Source organism: Hoyosella subflava DQS3-9A1 (assembly GCF_000214175.1).
GTDB classification, from domain to species: Bacteria; Actinomycetota; Actinomycetes; order Mycobacteriales; family Mycobacteriaceae; genus Hoyosella; species Hoyosella subflava.
On sequence record NC_015564.1, the window covers coordinates 1,924,202 to 1,939,301 of the forward strand.

The 15,100-nt window shown below is 63.0% G+C and carries 13 protein-coding genes; all 13 read left to right on the plus strand.

What is annotated here, in order from left to right:
• Positions 1-9: 9 nt before the first annotated feature.
• The 13 genes from pyrR (at position 10) to AS9A_RS09020 (ending at position 15,038) form a co-directional block, all read left to right on the plus strand.
• A complete protein-coding gene (pyrR, locus tag AS9A_RS08960) occupies positions 10-651 on the plus strand; it encodes a bifunctional pyr operon transcriptional regulator/uracil phosphoribosyltransferase PyrR (RefSeq protein ID WP_013806651.1) in 642 nt (213 codons plus the stop codon).
• Positions 648-1,598: an aspartate carbamoyltransferase catalytic subunit gene (locus AS9A_RS08965; RefSeq protein WP_013806652.1), complete on the plus strand. Its 951-nt coding sequence runs from the start codon at positions 648-650 to the stop codon at positions 1,596-1,598. Before pyrR ends, AS9A_RS08965 begins: the two co-directional genes overlap by 4 nt.
• Positions 1,595-2,911 carry a dihydroorotase gene (locus tag AS9A_RS08970; protein ID WP_013806653.1) on the plus strand — a complete coding sequence of 439 codons (1,317 nt, stop codon included), beginning with the start codon at positions 1,595-1,597 and terminating at the stop codon, positions 2,909-2,911. Before AS9A_RS08965 ends, AS9A_RS08970 begins: the two co-directional genes overlap by 4 nt.
• Positions 2,908-3,471: a PH-like domain-containing protein gene (locus AS9A_RS08975; RefSeq protein ID WP_013806654.1), complete on the plus strand. Its 564-nt coding sequence runs from the start codon at positions 2,908-2,910 to the stop codon at positions 3,469-3,471. The genes AS9A_RS08970 and AS9A_RS08975 overlap by 4 nt, the downstream gene beginning before the upstream one ends.
• Complete coding sequence (gene carA, locus AS9A_RS08980; protein WP_013806655.1) at positions 3,468-4,634, plus strand: glutamine-hydrolyzing carbamoyl-phosphate synthase small subunit; 1,167 nt, start codon at positions 3,468-3,470, stop codon at positions 4,632-4,634. The genes AS9A_RS08975 and carA overlap by 4 nt, the downstream gene beginning before the upstream one ends.
• The gene (gene carB, locus AS9A_RS08985) at positions 4,634-7,960 is read left to right on the plus strand and encodes a carbamoyl-phosphate synthase large subunit (RefSeq protein WP_013806656.1); all 3,327 of its coding nucleotides are present in this window, start codon (positions 4,634-4,636) and stop codon (positions 7,958-7,960) included. The genes carA and carB overlap by 1 nt, the downstream gene beginning before the upstream one ends.
• 4 nt (positions 7,961-7,964) lie before the next feature.
• Entirely contained in the window at positions 7,965-8,801 is an 837-nt protein-coding gene (gene pyrF, locus AS9A_RS08990) for an orotidine-5'-phosphate decarboxylase (RefSeq protein WP_013806657.1), read from the plus strand.
• 315 nt (positions 8,802-9,116) lie between these two features.
• Positions 9,117-9,437, plus strand: coding sequence for an integration host factor, actinobacterial type (gene mihF / locus AS9A_RS08995; protein WP_013806658.1), 321 nt, complete (start codon positions 9,117-9,119; stop codon positions 9,435-9,437).
• Positions 9,438-9,480: 43 nt separating this feature from the next.
• Complete coding sequence (gmk, locus tag AS9A_RS09000) at positions 9,481-10,065, plus strand: guanylate kinase (RefSeq protein WP_148262575.1); 585 nt, start codon at positions 9,481-9,483, stop codon at positions 10,063-10,065.
• A 67-nt stretch (positions 10,066-10,132) separates the two neighbouring features.
• A complete protein-coding gene (rpoZ, locus tag AS9A_RS09005; protein WP_013806660.1) occupies positions 10,133-10,426 on the plus strand; it encodes a DNA-directed RNA polymerase subunit omega in 294 nt (97 codons plus the stop codon).
• Between the two features lie 12 nt (positions 10,427-10,438).
• On the plus strand, positions 10,439-11,710 hold the full coding sequence (gene coaBC, locus AS9A_RS09010) for a bifunctional phosphopantothenoylcysteine decarboxylase/phosphopantothenate--cysteine ligase CoaBC (RefSeq protein WP_013806661.1): 1,272 nt from the start codon (positions 10,439-10,441) through the stop codon (positions 11,708-11,710).
• A gap of 98 nt (positions 11,711-11,808) precedes the next feature.
• Positions 11,809-13,023: a methionine adenosyltransferase gene (metK, locus tag AS9A_RS09015; protein WP_013806662.1), complete on the plus strand. Its 1,215-nt coding sequence runs from the start codon at positions 11,809-11,811 to the stop codon at positions 13,021-13,023.
• 59 nt (positions 13,024-13,082) lie between these two features.
• Entirely contained in the window at positions 13,083-15,038 is a 1,956-nt protein-coding gene (locus AS9A_RS09020) for a primosomal protein N' (RefSeq protein ID WP_192808182.1), read from the plus strand.
• Positions 15,039-15,100 lie beyond the last annotated feature (62 nt).

A 15,100-nucleotide genomic window follows, 5' to 3' on the forward strand; every position in this document is an offset into this window, starting at 1 on the left:
GGTCTGGGGATGCCCCCAGAAGACAATCCGGCGGACGGCTCCGCGGCGCGCGCTTCAAGCGTTGGTCGTGGCACAGGGCAACCCGGCCGAAGCGGCGGCCGCGAGTTGCTGAGTGCAGCGGACGTCAGCCGGACGATCGCGCGAATCGCGCATCAGATCATTGAGAAGACGGCTCTTGACCAGTCCGACAGTGGGCGACAGGTCGTTCTCGTAGGAATTCCCACCCGCGGCTCGACACTCGCGCAGCGGCTCGCGACCAAGATCGAAGAGTTCACCGGTATCGCGCCTCCTGTCGGGTCGCTCGATACGACGCTGTACCGCGATGATCTGCGATCGAAACCGCACCGCCCACTCGAGCGGACGTCGATGCCTGTAGGCGGCGTCGACAACTGCCTCGTCATCTTGGTCGATGATGTGCTGTTCTCCGGCCGCACCGTTCGATCCGCACTTGACGCATTGCGCGACGTGGGCCGGCCCCAGATCGTCCAGCTTGCGGTGCTCGTCGACCGGGGCCACCGCGAGCTACCGATTCGCGCTGACTACGTCGGGAAGAACATACCTACGGCGCGTTCCGAAGACGTGCTGGTGCTGCTAAGCGAGCACGACGGTCGAGACGCTGTGGAACTCCGCTCAGGGGGCGAGGTCCAGTGAAGCACCTCCTGTCGGTTTCCGATCTCACTCCGGACACGGCGCTTGAGCTCCTAGACGAGGCGAACCGTTTCGAACAAGCACTGGTCGGCCGCGAAGTGCGCAAACTCCCCACACTGCGCGGGCGCACGATCATGACGGTGTTCTACGAGAATTCGACCCGCACACGCGTGTCCTTCGAAGTAGCGGGGAAGTGGATGAGCGCCGACGTCATCAACGTCGGCATCAGCGCATCTTCGGTCAGCAAGGGTGAGTCTCTTCGCGACACTGCGATGACGCTGCACGCAGCAGGAGCAGATGCGCTGGTAGTGAGGCATCCCGCGTCGGGCGCGCCAGCACAGATCGCGAACTGGACTCGCGGCCCGGACGGGACTGGCCCCGCAGTGATCAACGCGGGTGATGGCACCCATGAGCATCCGACCCAGGCGCTGCTCGACGCGTACACGCTCCGGCAGCGGCTCGGCGAGATCGCGGGCCGTCGCATCGTGATCGTGGGCGACGTATTGCACAGCAGGGTCGCACGTTCCAACGCCCAGTTGCTCGCGATGCTCGGCGCTGAGGTTGTGCTCGTTGCACCACCGACGTTGCTGCCGGTCGGTATCGACTCGTGGCCGGTGACTGTCGGACACAGTCTCGAGGCCGAGCTCCCCGCGGCCGATGCAGTGATGATGCTTCGTGTGCAGGCCGAGCGAATGAACGGCTCGTTCTTCCCGTCAGCGCGGGAGTATGCAATTAGTTATGGCCTCAATGAAAAGCGAATGCTGATGCTCCCTGAGCACGCAGTAGTGCTCCACCCAGGTCCGATGGTACGAGGAATGGAGATCGGCTTCTCGGTTGCCGACTCACCCCGTTCGACCGTGCTGCAACAGGTTACCAATGGGGTACACATCCGGATGGCAGTGCTATTCCGCCTGCTGATAGGCGTCGATGACGCAGGGGAGGCAGTGTGAGGGACAGTCCCAACCCATCCGCAGCGGTCTTGATCACGCAGGTCCACCTTTACGGCGAAGGCGACCTGGTGGACGTGCTCGTCGATGATGGGCAGGTCGCGGACATAGGCGCTGGGCTCAGTGCGGAGGACGCGTCTGTGATTGATGGCCGCGGTGGCATTCTGCTCCCGGGCTTCGTGGATCTGCACACTCATCTGCGCGAGCCTGGCCGCGAGGACACGGAAACGATCGCGACGGGATCCGCTGCTGCGGCGCTGGGTGGCTACACGGCGGTGTTCGCGATGGCCAACACGGACCCCGTCGCGGACTCAGCGCTCATTACTGACCACGTGTGGCGGCGCGGCCAGGAGATCGGCTTGGTTGATGTCCACCCCGTCGGGGCTGTCACAGTCGGTTTGAAGGGCAAGCAGCTGGCGGAGCTCGGGGCGATGGCGAGCGGCGAGGCACGCGTGCGGATGTTCTCCGATGACGGCCTTTGCGTTGAAGACCCCCTCATCATGCGGCGCGCGCTGGAATATGCTCGCGGTCTGGGTGTGCTGATTGCGCAGCATGCCGAAGAGCCGCGGCTCACCGTTGGTGCTGTAGCGCACGAGGGTGCGGCAGCGGCGAAACTGGGCCTGACCGGCTGGCCACGTGCCGCGGAGGAATCGATCGTCGCCCGCGACGCGCTGCTGGCCAGGGACGCGGGCTACCGCGTACACATCTGTCACGCGTCTACCGCGGGCACCGCTGAACTGGTCAAATGGGCGAAGTCGCAGGGCATCCAGATCACTGCGGAGGTAACTCCGCACCACTTGATGCTCGATGATTCGCGCCTGGAAACGTACGACGCGGTGAACAAGGTGAACCCGCCGCTGCGGGAGAACTCCGATGTATCGGCCCTTCGGCGGGCGCTCGCTGAGGGTGTAATTGACTGTGTCGCAACGGACCACGCGCCCCACGCAGCGCAAGACAAATGCTGTGAATTCGCGGCCGCGCGGCCTGGAATGCTCGGCCTGCAGACGGCTCTGTCGATCGTCATCGATGTGATGGTCAAGCCCGGTTTGCTGAGTTGGCGTGACGTTGCCCGCGTGATGAGCGAGCGGCCCGCGCAGATCGTGGGCCTGCCAGATCAGGGCCGCCCAATCGCGGTCGGTGAACCGGCCAACCTCGTAATGGTCGATCCGGATGTCGAGTGGATTGTCCGGGGCGACGATTTCGTGAGCATCTCCGACAACACGCCGTTCGAAGGACTGACGCTGCCAGGGCAGGTGCGAATGACGATGCTGCGTGGCCGGGTCACCGCGCAGGAAGGGAAGGTGAACCCCCTGTGACTAGGACTTTGCTCACTGTCCTCCTGTTCGCTATCTGGGTGCTGCTCGTGTGGCTGATGATCCGCTCGTGGCGGCGGCGTGGGGAGCGGCAGAGCGCGCTCGTTGGCCCTCTCCCGGAAGTGCCCGACGCGCTCGGCGCACCGTTACTTGGCCCAAGCTATGGGCTGTATGTGGGGTCAACACTGGCGCCCTCCTGGATCAATCGTGTTGCTGTCGGTGACTTTGGGAACCGTGCAGACGGCGAACTCAGCGCCTTCGACGAGGGCTTGCTCCTTACCAGGGAAGGCGCGAGCACCATCTGGATTCCGCGCGATCTGGTGCTGCACATCAGGACAGACCGAGGCCTTGCGGGGAAAGTCATCACCCGTGACGGCCTGCTCGTGATTCGATGGCGAACGAGCACTGGCGCCGAAATTGACACCGGTTTCCGCGCGGTCGACAAATACGAGTACGACGAGTGGCTGACCGTTTGGGATGCGGAGACCAGTCACGACGACAACAGAAGCAGCAACTCAAGTGACAACAACGTACAAGACGGAAAGAACGGTGTGAACGGGTGAGCGAAGCAGCACTGGTTCTCGAGGATGGCAAGGTCTATCGCGGCCGAAGCTTCGGGGCAGTAGGTGAGACCTTCGGTGAGGCAGTGTTCAGCACCGGTATGACTGGATACCAGGAGACGCTGACAGACCCGAGCTATCACCGGCAGATCGTTGTGGCGACAGCGCCCCAGATCGGCAACACCGGGTGGAACCTCGATGACAGCGAATCGTTTGGGTCCCGCGGTTTCGAGACTGCAGGACCAGCCGGCAAGATCTGGGTCGCTGGTTATGCGATTCGCGAGGCGACGAATCGAACTTCGAACTGGCGGGCCACGGGGTCGCTCGAAGACGAACTTGTCCGACAGGGCGTCGTCGGGCTTCAGGGCATAGACACCCGCGCGGTGGTGCGTCATCTCCGGTCGCTGGGCTCGATGCGGGCGGGCATCTTTTCCGGCGACGCGATTGCCCCGCCCGCCGAACTTGTCGACCGTGTCCGCAATCAGCCGGAGATGCTCGGTGCAAGTCTCGCCGGCGAGGTGTCCACCGCTAACGGCTACACCATCGAGCCGGAGGGGGAAGCACGGTTCACTGTTGCTGCTGTTGACCTTGGCATCAAGACGAACACCCCCCGGATGTTCGCCCGCAGGGGAGTGCGCGTGCACGTAGTGCCGGGCAACTCCACCATCGAGGACCTCCTGGAGCTCGATGCGGACGGAGTGTTCCTGTCCAACGGGCCAGGCGATCCTGCCACCGCAGACACCGCTGTTCAGCTGACGAAGGCCATTCTTGGCCAGCAGCTCCCACTCTTTGGGATCTGTTTCGGTAACCAGATCTTGGGACGCGCGCTGGGGCTGTCGACCTACAAGATGAAATTCGGCCACCGGGGGATCAACATCCCGGTCATCGATCACGCGACTGGGCAAATATCGATCACGGCACAGAACCACGGTTTCGCCCTTGAAGGTGAGGCTGGCCAGGAATTCGACACGCCTTTCGGTCGCGCCGTCATCAGCCACACATGTGCGAACGACGGGACAGTCGAGGGTGTGAGGCTCCTTGATGGCTCAGCTTTCTCCGTCCAGTACCACCCAGAAGCGGCAGCGGGGCCCCACGACGCCGCGTACCTTTTTGACCAGTTCATTTCCACGCTCGACGCAGCTTCGGCCAAGAAAGGCGCTGTGTAATGCCACGCCGCACTGACCTCTCCCACGTGCTCGTGATCGGCTCTGGGCCGATCGTGATCGGCCAGGCATGTGAGTTCGACTATTCCGGTACCCAGGCATGCCGAGTACTCAAAGAAGAAGGCCTGCGCGTCACGCTGGTGAACTCGAACCCGGCCACGATCATGACGGATCCCGAGTTCGCCGATGCGACCTACATCGAACCCATCACCGCAGACTTCGTTGAACTCGTCATCGCGCGTGAACGCGATAACGGGCATCCCGTGGATGCCCTGCTGGCGACGCTTGGCGGTCAGACTGCCCTGAACACAGCGGTGGCACTGCACGAGCGCGGCATCCTCGAAAAGTACGGAGTTGAGCTAATCGGCGCCGACTTCGACGCCATTCAGCGCGGCGAAGATCGCCAGAAGTTCAAAGACATCGTGGCGAAGGTGGGCGGGGAGTCAGCCCGATCTCGTGTGTGTTACACCATGGACGAGGTTCACGACACCGTCGCGGAACTGGGTTTTCCTGTGGTTGTCCGGCCGAGTTTCACGATGGGCGGCCTCGGTTCGGGGATGGCGTACAGCTACAACGATCTTGATCGCATCGCGGGAGGCGGCCTGTCTGCGTCACCCACAGCAAACGTGCTGATCGAAGAGTCGATTCTCGGCTGGAAGGAGTTCGAGCTCGAGCTGATGCGCGACGGTCGCGACAATGTCGTGATCGTGTGCTCCATCGAGAACCTCGACCCACTCGGCGTCCACACTGGCGATTCCATCACCGTCGCTCCCACGATGACGCTCACGGACCGTGAATACCAGGATCTTCGTGACCTCAGTATCGCAATTCTCCGCGAGGTGGGGGTCGATACCGGCGGCTGCAACATTCAGTTTGCGGTGAATCCCGACGATGGCCGCATCGTGGTGATCGAAATGAACCCTCGCGTTTCTCGTTCGTCCGCGCTTGCGTCGAAAGCGACAGGTTTCCCGATCGCCAAGATCGCCGCGAAACTGGCCATCGGATACCGCCTCGACGAGATCGTCAACGACATCACGAAGGAGACACCTGCTTCCTTCGAGCCCACGCTTGACTACGTCGTTGTGAAAGCACCGCGGTTCGCGTTCGAGAAGTTCCCCGGCGCGGATGCGACGCTGACAACGACGATGAAATCTGTCGGCGAGGCCATGTCGCTCGGACGTAACTTCCGGGAGGCGCTCGGCAAAGTCATGCGATCGCTGGAAACCAAGGAAACCGGATTCTGGACCGGCCCGGATCAGCATTTCAATTCGGTCGAAGAGGTCCTCGACGATATTCGTACGCCGCTTGACGGCAGGCTCTATCGCGTAGAGATTGCGTTGCGTATGGGTGCCACCGTCGAGCAGGTCTATGAAGCGACAGGTATCGATCCGTGGTTCCTCGCGGAGATCGCCGCACTAGTCGACTTGCGGGCGGAGCTACTCGCTGCGCCCGTCATCGAGGAGTCACTGCTGCGCAGGGCGAAGAACTCGGGTTTATCGGATCGGCAGATCGCCGCTTTGCGTCCCGAGCTCGCGGGTGAACAGGGCGTCCGGGTCTTGCGTCACCGCCTGGGGGTGCGGCCCGTCTACAAAACGGTTGACACCTGCGCGGCCGAGTTCGAGGCGAAGACCCCGTACCACTACTCGACGTACGAGCTGGATCCGGCGGCCGAGAGCGAAGTAGCGCCGCAGCGCGAGCGTGACAAGGTCATCATTCTCGGTTCTGGGCCGAACCGGATCGGCCAGGGCATCGAGTTCGACTACTCGTGTGTCCACGCCGCACTGACATTGTCGGAGGCCGGTTACGAGACAGTGATGGTGAACTGCAACCCCGAAACCGTCTCGACCGATTACGACACAGCTGACCGGCTGTACTTTGAGCCGCTCACGTTGGAAGACGTGCTCGAGGTGGTGCACGTCGAACAGCAGTCGGGAACCGTAGCAGGTGTGATTGTGCAGCTCGGCGGGCAGACGCCGCTGAAGCTGGCGCAGCAGCTGGAAGACGCCGGGGTTCCGATTGTGGGGACGACGCCGGAAGCTATCAACCTTGCAGAAGATCGTGGGGAGTTCGGGGATGTTCTGCAGGCTGCAGGCCTGCCCGCGCCCAGCTTCGGCACCGCGACGAGCTTCGCGCAGGCACGCGCGGTTGCGGCGAGCATCGGCTACCCGGTGCTGGTCCGCCCGTCGTATGTGCTCGGCGGCCGGGGAATGGAAATCGTTTATGACGAGCAGTCTCTGGAGGACTACATTTCCAGGGCGACGGAACTCACCCCAGAACATCCGGTACTGGTCGACCGGTTTTTGGACGACGCGATCGAAATCGACGTGGACGCGCTGTGCGACGGCACCGAGGTGTTCATTGGTGGCGTAATGGAGCACATCGAGGAAGCCGGTATCCACTCGGGCGACTCGGCGTGTGCCTTACCTCCGATTACGCTCGGCCGGGCGGACCTCGACGCGGTACGCCGGTCGACCGAGGCGCTTGCTGCTGGAATCGGCGTTAAAGGCCTCCTGAACGTCCAGTACGCGCTTAAAGACGATGTTCTCTATGTCCTCGAGGCAAATCCGCGGGCAAGTCGTACGGTGCCCTTCGTGTCGAAGGCCACCGCCGTCCCGCTTGCGAAAGCGGCCGCGCGCGTCATGCTCGGCGAGTCCATCGCAGACCTTCGCCGCAGTGGCTTGCTCCCGTCGGCCGGTGATGGCGGCACGATGCCGGTGAACTCAGCAATCGCGGTGAAGGAAGCGGTGCTTCCGTTCAACAGGTTCCGCCGTGCCGATGGCGCGGCGATCGACTCTCTCCTCAGCCCCGAGATGAAGTCGACTGGCGAAGTGATGGGGATCGACGCAGACTTTGGGGCCGCGTTCGCCAAGAGCCAGACCGCGGCGTATGGCTCGCTGCCCATCGAGGGGAAGGTGTTCGTCTCGGTCGCCAACCGTGACAAGCGTGCGCTGGTCTTCCCCATCAAACGGCTAGCCGACCTCGGCTTCACCATTCTCGCCACGAAGGGGACCGCGGAGATGCTGCGCCGCAACGGTATTCCCTGTACCGAAGTGCGCAAACTGTCGGGTGAAGTGCTGGCCGAAGGCGAACGGACGATCGTCGATCAGATCCGTAATGGTGAGGTTGACATGGTGATCAACACGCCTTATGGCAATTCAGGCCCGCGAATCGACGGCTATGAGATCCGCAGCGCGGCGGTGGCGACCTCGACTCCGTGCATCACGACAGTGCAGGGTGCGGCTGCGGCTGTGCAGGGCATCGAGGCGCTCCGGCGCGGTGATATCGGGGTTCAGCCACTCCAGGTGCTGCACGCCGTCCTGCGGGGATGACGACGTGGTGAGGGCACCGTTTGGTGCGCGGCTGAGGGTCGCGATGGATCAGCGCGGCCCCATCTGCGCTGGTATAGACCCGCACCCTCAGCTGATGCATGCGTGGGGGCTCTCGACGGACATAGCGGGGCTCACGGAGTTCAGTCGGCGGTGCGCAGACGCTTTCGCGGAGACTGCAGCGATCGTGAAGCCCCAGGTTGCATTCTTCGAGGCGTACGGGTCGCCGGGACTCGCTGTGCTCGAAGAGACGATAGCGGCGCTGCGCTCCGGTGGTGCCTTGGTGCTGGCTGACGCGAAAAGAGGCGACATCGGATCAACGATGTCGGCATACGCCCGCGCGTGGCTCGACGACGCGTCTCCGCTCGCGTCCGACGCGGTAACCCTCTCCCCGTATCTGGGTTTCGGTTCGTTGCAGCCGGCACTGGAGTTGGCGCAGCAAACGGGCCGGGGAGTTTTCGCCCTGGCGGCGACATCCAATCCGGAAGGCCGCACGGTTCAGCGCGCTCGGTGCAGCGGCGGAACCACCGTCGCGCAGATGATTGTCGATGAAGCTGGAAGCCGGAATCGGGAAGCTGAGCCTATGGGGTCAGTCGGTGTGGTGATCGGCGCGACCCTGAGTGAGATTCCAGATCTGAAAGACCTTAACGGGCCAGTGTTGCTGCCCGGCGTCGGCGCGCAGGGCGGCACTCCGGGGTCTGTGGCGAAGCTCATGGGGGAGTATGGCCACCTCGCGGTGCCAGCGGTGTCCCGTGACATCCTGAGATCAGGACCGGATGTGGCACGATTGCGCACCGCGACAACCCAGGCAGCCGAGAGTTTTGCGTTCCTGAAACAAAGCTGATTGGGCCCAGGCTGAAGTTGCGCAGTGCAGTAGTTCATGGACTGAAAGCCCAAGAAAACGGTGTAATTCTGTGATCTGGATCACAAATCGGCGAGATTTGCGGAAAGTTCCCGGTTTCGTTTGACGTTTTCCCTGCGTGTCGCAAGGATTGCCACGGTGACCGGCGATTGTCGCGGTATGGTCGATGCGCGTTTCAGTGCTCCAGGCCGACACGCTGGCCCGAAGTGGCTTAGCGAACCGTTGGCTTCGTGTGTACGGTCGCACTCGCCGCGGGGTTGCGGTGAGAACAACGAAGGTAGATGAGACGGAGGAATCGTGGCCCTTCCCCAGTTGACCGATGAGCAGCGAGCCGCTGCTCTGGCGAAGGCGGCGGAGGCACGCCGGGCCCGGGCAGAGCTCAAGGATCGGCTCAAGCGCGGTGGAACCGACCTCAAGCAGGTTCTCGCCGATGCGGAAACCGATGAGATCCTCGGCAAAATGAAGGTCTCTGCGCTGCTCGAAGCCCTGCCGAAGGTTGGCAAGGTGAAGGCTCGGGACATCATGACCGAGCTGGAAATTGCACCAACACGACGCCTGCGTGGCCTCGGCGAGCGTCAGCGTAAAGCGCTGCTGCAGCGGTTCGATTTCGAGGCGTGAGTGTGAGGTGTTTGCTGCCGTGAACGACTCGTCAGGCGCAGCCGTGTCTGGCACCGAATCGGCAGTACAGCGGAGGGGTCGGCTGGTTGTGCTAGCCGGTCCCTCCGCTGTAGGCAAGTCGACAGTTGTGAACCGTCTCCGCGAGGTGGTGCCAGATCTGTGGTTCAGTGTGTCGGCGACAACGCGAGATCCACGCCCTGGCGAGGTGTCAGGCAGGGATTATCACTTTGTGTCGCGCGCTGAGTTCGATCGGATGATCGAAGCCGGTGAACTTCTTGAATGGGCGGACGTGCACGGAGGCCTCCAGCGTTCAGGGACGCCAAAGACGCCGGTCGCTGAGGCACTCGCTGCTGGAAAACCTGTTCTGCTGGAGGTGGATCTCGCGGGCGCGCGAGCGGTCCGTGAACGGCTGGCCGAGGCGACCCTGGTGTTCCTAGCCCCGCCGAGCTGGCAAGTTCTGGTGGATCGGCTGTCGGGCAGGGGAACGGAACCGCCCGAGGTTGTCGCACGTCGTTTAGAGACGGCGCGCGGGGAACTCGAAGCGAAACATGAGTTCGATCATGTCGTCGTCAATGACGACGTGGAACGTGCGGTCGAGGAATTGGTATCCTTGCTCGTTGGGGCTTGACTGCGCAGCAGTTGCCGCCCCTGGTTGGCCCAGATTGGCCCCGACCGCAGTATCAAGAGGAGTATGTGTGACAACGCCTAGCGCTGACGCCACTGCCAGTGCACTACCTGTGTATGATCCGCCGGTCGGTTTGACGAACCCGCCGATCGACGAATTGCTTGCGCGCACGTCGTCGAAGTACGCCCTGGTGATCTTCGCTGCGAAGCGTGCCCGCCAGATCAACGACTACTACAACCAGATCGGCAGCGGGATGCTCGAGTATGTCGGCCCGCTCGTTGACCCTGGAATGCACGAGAAGCCCCTTTCAATCTCACTGCGCGAGATTCATGGGGACCTTCTCATTCACAACGAAGGCGAATAGCGGGGTACCCCAGTGTCCGCGACAGAAGCTGGCGCGCTGGACGACACCCCTCCTCGCAAGCGCGTCATCGTTGGCGTGACCGGCGGTATCGCAGCGTACAAGGCATGTGCGCTGGTGCGATCGTTTGCTGAGGCGGGCCATAACGTTCAGGTCATCCCAACACAGTCGGCCCTGCAGTTCGTTGGTGCCGCGACCTTCGAGGCGCTTTCGGGTAACCCGGTTCACATCGGGGTGTTCGAAAACGTTCACGAAGTTCCGCACGTGCGCCTCGGACAGGAGGCTGACCTCGTCGTCGTGGCTCCGGCGACGGCTGACGTTCTCGCGCGCGCCGCCCACGGCCGCGCGGACGATTTGCTCACGGCGACACTGCTGACGGCGCGGTGCCCGGTTCTCTTCGCTCCCGCGATGCACACTGAAATGTGGGAGCATCCGGCGACCGTAGACAACGTCGGAACGCTGCGGGGGCGCGGTGCGCTCGTCATGGAGCCCGCAGCTGGGCGGCTGACCGGAGAAGACACGGGTCCGGGACGGCTTCCCGAGCCTGATGAGATCTTCGGCCTCGGCAGCATGCTGCTGGAGCGAGCAGACGCATTGCCGCGGGATCTCGTGGGATGCAGGGTCGTGGTCTCCGCTGGTGGCACGCGAGAGCCGCTTGACCCGGTTCGTTTTCTGGGTAACCGGAGTTCGGGCAAGCAGGGTTACGCTGTGGCGCGCCTGGCGGTGCAGCGGGGAGCATCTGTGACACTGATCACCGGCCCGACAGGGGGCCTGACGGATCCCGCGGGCGCGGAGATGATCAGAGTTTCCACCGCCGAGGAAATGCGCGCTGCGGTACGGAAACACAGTGACAACGCCGATGTCGTGATCATGGCTGCGGCAGTTGCAGATTTCCGGCCAGCATCGATTGCCGAAAGCAAAATCAAAAAGGGCGCTGACGAGCCAGACACCATTCCGCTGGTGCGAAACATAGACATTCTTGCTGAGACTGTGCAGCGTCGCGACGAGGGTGAACTCCCGGCGACACGTGTCATCGTGGGGTTCGCCGCCGAGACCGGAGACGAGCACGGTGACGTGCTTACTCACGCGCGAAGCAAGTTGGAGCGAAAAGGGTGCGAACTACTTGTCGTTAACGCGGTCGGAGAAGGCAAAGCCTTCGAGGTCGATTCCAATATGGGGTGGATCTTGTCGCGGGATGGGGCCGAGAAGGCGCTCCCGTTGGGGTCGAAGAATCTGATGGCAAGCCGAATTCTCGATGCGGTCAGCGGCTTGCTGTACGCCGGATAAAGGCACTCAGACGTCGCTCGGCGAGTACGGCAAAATACCTCAGCCGTGCCTAGACTGGGCGTAACAACCACAGGGTAAACAACCGAGAGGCAGACGACGTGAGCCCGTCCAGTCGCAGACTGTTCACAAGTGAATCGGTAACAGAAGGCCATCCTGACAAGATCTGCGACGCGATCAGCGATTCCATCCTCGATTCGATACTCAAAGAGGACCCCCGCGCTCGTGTCGCGGTCGAGACTCTGGTGACGACCGGTCAGGTGCACGTCGCGGGTGAGGTCAGCACGACTGCCTACGCCGATATCCCGACAATCGTCCGAGAGCGCGTACTCGAAATCGGTTACGACTCGTCATCCAAGGGCTTCGACGGGAACTCCTGTGGCGTGAATGTGGCGATCGGCGCTCAGTCTCCAGAGATCGCCCAGGGCGTCGAGAATGCATACGAATCGCGCGTGGAAGGCCTCAGCGAGGACGATCTCGATCGGCAAGGCGCCGGCGATCAGGGCTTGATGTTTGGCTTCGCATGCCAGGACACACCTGAGTTGATGCCGCTGCCGATCGCGCTCGCGCACCGGCTGTCCCGCCGCCTTACCGAGACCAGGAAAACCGGTGTGCTGCCGTACCTCCGGCCGGATGGCAAGACCCAGGTCACTATCGAATACGTCGGCGAACGGCCCGTCCGGCTCGACACGGTAGTGGTCTCCACTCAGCATGCCGCAGACATCGATCTGGATAATCTGCTCGCCCCTGATATCCGGGACCATGTGCTCGGCGCGGTCCTGAAGGATCTCGATCTGCCCAACCTGGACACGTCTGAAGTCAAGCTGCTGGTCAACCCGACGGGGCGTTTCGTTCTTGGTGGCCCAATGGGGGACGCCGGCCTCACTGGCCGGAAGATCATCGTGGATACCTACGGTGGCATGGCGCGTCACGGTGGTGGGGCGTTCTCAGGGAAAGATCCGTCAAAGGTTGATCGCTCCGCTGCCTACGCCATGCGCTGGGTCGCGAAGAATGCGGTGGCAGCTGGGCTTGCAGACCGCCTTGAAGTTCAGGTCGCCTACGCAATCGGCAAAGCTGCACCCGTTGGCCTTTTCGTCGAGAGCTTCGGCACCGAGAAAGTCGACCCCCTCAAGATTCAGTCAGCGATCGTCGAAGTTTTTGATCTGCGGCCTGCAGCGATAATTCGTGACCTGGATCTTCTTCGACCGATTTACGCCCAGACCGCTGCTTACGGTCATTTCGGTCGCACCGATATCGACCTGCCGTGGGAGCAGACTGACCGGGCTGATGCGCTGCGCGCGGCAGCAGGTCTCTGAGCGGAGCAAAGCTGGAGCGAACAGCGGCAGTGCAGCGGCCGATTGCCCGGGTGCTGCCGATGCTGCCGCTGCCGCACCTCGATCGCGAGTTCGACTACCTAATCCCCGCCGAACTCGATGAGCAGGCACAGCCGGGGGTGCGTGTTCGTGTCCGTTTTGCCGGGCGGCTCGTCGATGGTTACCTCGTCGACCGCGCAGAAACCAGCGAGCGCGAGGGAAAGCTCGGCTGGCTCGATCGTGTCGTTTCTCCTGTTCAGGTCCTGACGCCCGAGATCTCCAGGCTCGTCGACGCCGTAGCCGAACGATATGCCGGCACTCGCGCCGATGTGCTGCGGCTGGCAATACCACCGCGTCACGCCCGCATCGAATCCGAGAACAGGGAACCCGTCGATCCGCCGGTCATCGCAGCCCCCGACGTATCGGCATGGTCCACATATACGCTAGGCCGGGCGCTGTGCGAAGCTCTCGGCGAAGGTAAGGCCGCTCGAGCTGTGTGGCAGGCTGTGCCGGGGGAGGAATGGCCGCGCCGTTGCGCGGAACTCGCCGCGCAAGTGGCCGTGACGGGGCGCGGAGCACTCATCGTGGTCCCCGATCAACGTGACCTCGATCGTGTGGCTAACGCGTGTAACGAAATCATCGGTGGTGGTACCGTCTCGGTGCTTTCTGCCGGGCTGGGTCCAGCGCAGCGCTATCGCCGATGGCTCGCTGCGCTGCGTGGGCACGCGCGCGTTGTGGTTGGCACGCGTAGTGCAATGTTCGCGCCGGTGCACAATCTGGGGCTTGTCGTGGTCTGGGATGACGGTGATGATCTTCACGCTGAACCTCGGTCGCCGTACCCGCATGTGCGGGACGTGGCGATCCAGCGGGCTCATCTGTCGGGTGCAGCGTTCGTATCGGCGGGCTTCGCCAGGACGTGTGAATCTCAGTTGCTTGTCGAGTCTGGGTGGGCCCAGGAAGTCGTCGCGCCGCGCGCGGAGGTTCGTGCGCATGCACCGCGGATCGTTGCGCTTGCCGATAGCGAGGCAGCCCTTGTGCGGGACCCCGCAGCCCGAGCGGCCCGGCTGCCCGCGATTGCGTTCGCCGCTGCCCGCGATGCACTAGCCCGCGATGAACCGGTGCTTGTCCAGGTGCCTCGCCGTGGATACGTGCCTGCTTTGGCATGTCAGGACTGCCGGGCGCCGTTGCGGTGCCGAGTGTGTGCGGGGCCGATGGAGATGGTGAGCGAGGATGGCCGTCAGGCGTTTCGTTGCAGGTGGTGTGCTACGAGGGTCGGTGCCCCGAAGTGTGATGCGTGCGGCTCAGGCCGCATTCGGGCGCAAGTTGTCGGTGCACGCCGGACTGCAGAGGAACTGGGGCGGGCATTTCCGGGTGTCCCAGTCCTGACCTCGGGTGGGGAGGCAGTGCTCGCGTCGGTGCAGCAACGAAAATCACTTGTGGTGTGTACACCCGGAGCCGAACCGGTGGCAGATGCTGGTTATGGCGCTGCGCTGCTGCTCGATGGCTGGGCTCTTCTTGGCCGTGCTGACCTGCGAGTGTCGGAGGATGCTTTGCGGAAATGGATGCTGGCTTGCACGCTCGTGAAGCCGGCGTCGGCGGGCGGGATGGTGGTGGTGGTGGCCGACTCAGGCATTCCTGTTGTTCAGGCGCTGATTCGGTGGGATCCAGCTGGATTTGCTGATGTGGAGTTGCGGCAGCGTGAAGAGGTGGGCTTCCCGCCAGCGGTAAAGATGATCGCGATTGACGGTGACTCGACGGCAGTTGCGGATTTCGTGGCTCACGGTGACATGCCGCAGGGTACGGATGTGCTGGGGCCAGTGCCGCTTCCCGCAGGGGCCCGGATGCCAGTTCAGGGCGCGGGCGCGGATCCCGAGGACGTCGAACGTGTATTGCTTCGAACGGGCCGGAGATCTGGGGCCGCATTGGCTGGGGAAGTGCGCAAAGTGCAGGCCGTCCGGAGCGCGCAGAAGGGGGCGGGTCCCGTACGGGTGCAGGTTGACCCACTTCACATCGGATAAGGTGTTGCAATGCGATAGGTTCCGATATATCGTTAGAAGTGCGATATATCGGAACTATTCAA

Excerpts from the sequence above, each read along its gene's own strand:
- pyrR (WP_013806651.1), top strand. The coding sequence starts at position 10 with ATGCCCCCAGAAGACAATCCGGCGGACGGCTCCGCGGCGCGCGCTTCA.
- carB (WP_013806656.1), top strand. The coding sequence starts at position 4,634 with ATGCCACGCCGCACTGACCTCTCCCACGTGCTCGTGATCGGCTCTGGG.
- AS9A_RS09020 (WP_192808182.1), top strand. The coding sequence starts at position 13,083 with ATGCTGCCGCTGCCGCACCTCGATCGCGAGTTCGACTACCTAATCCCC.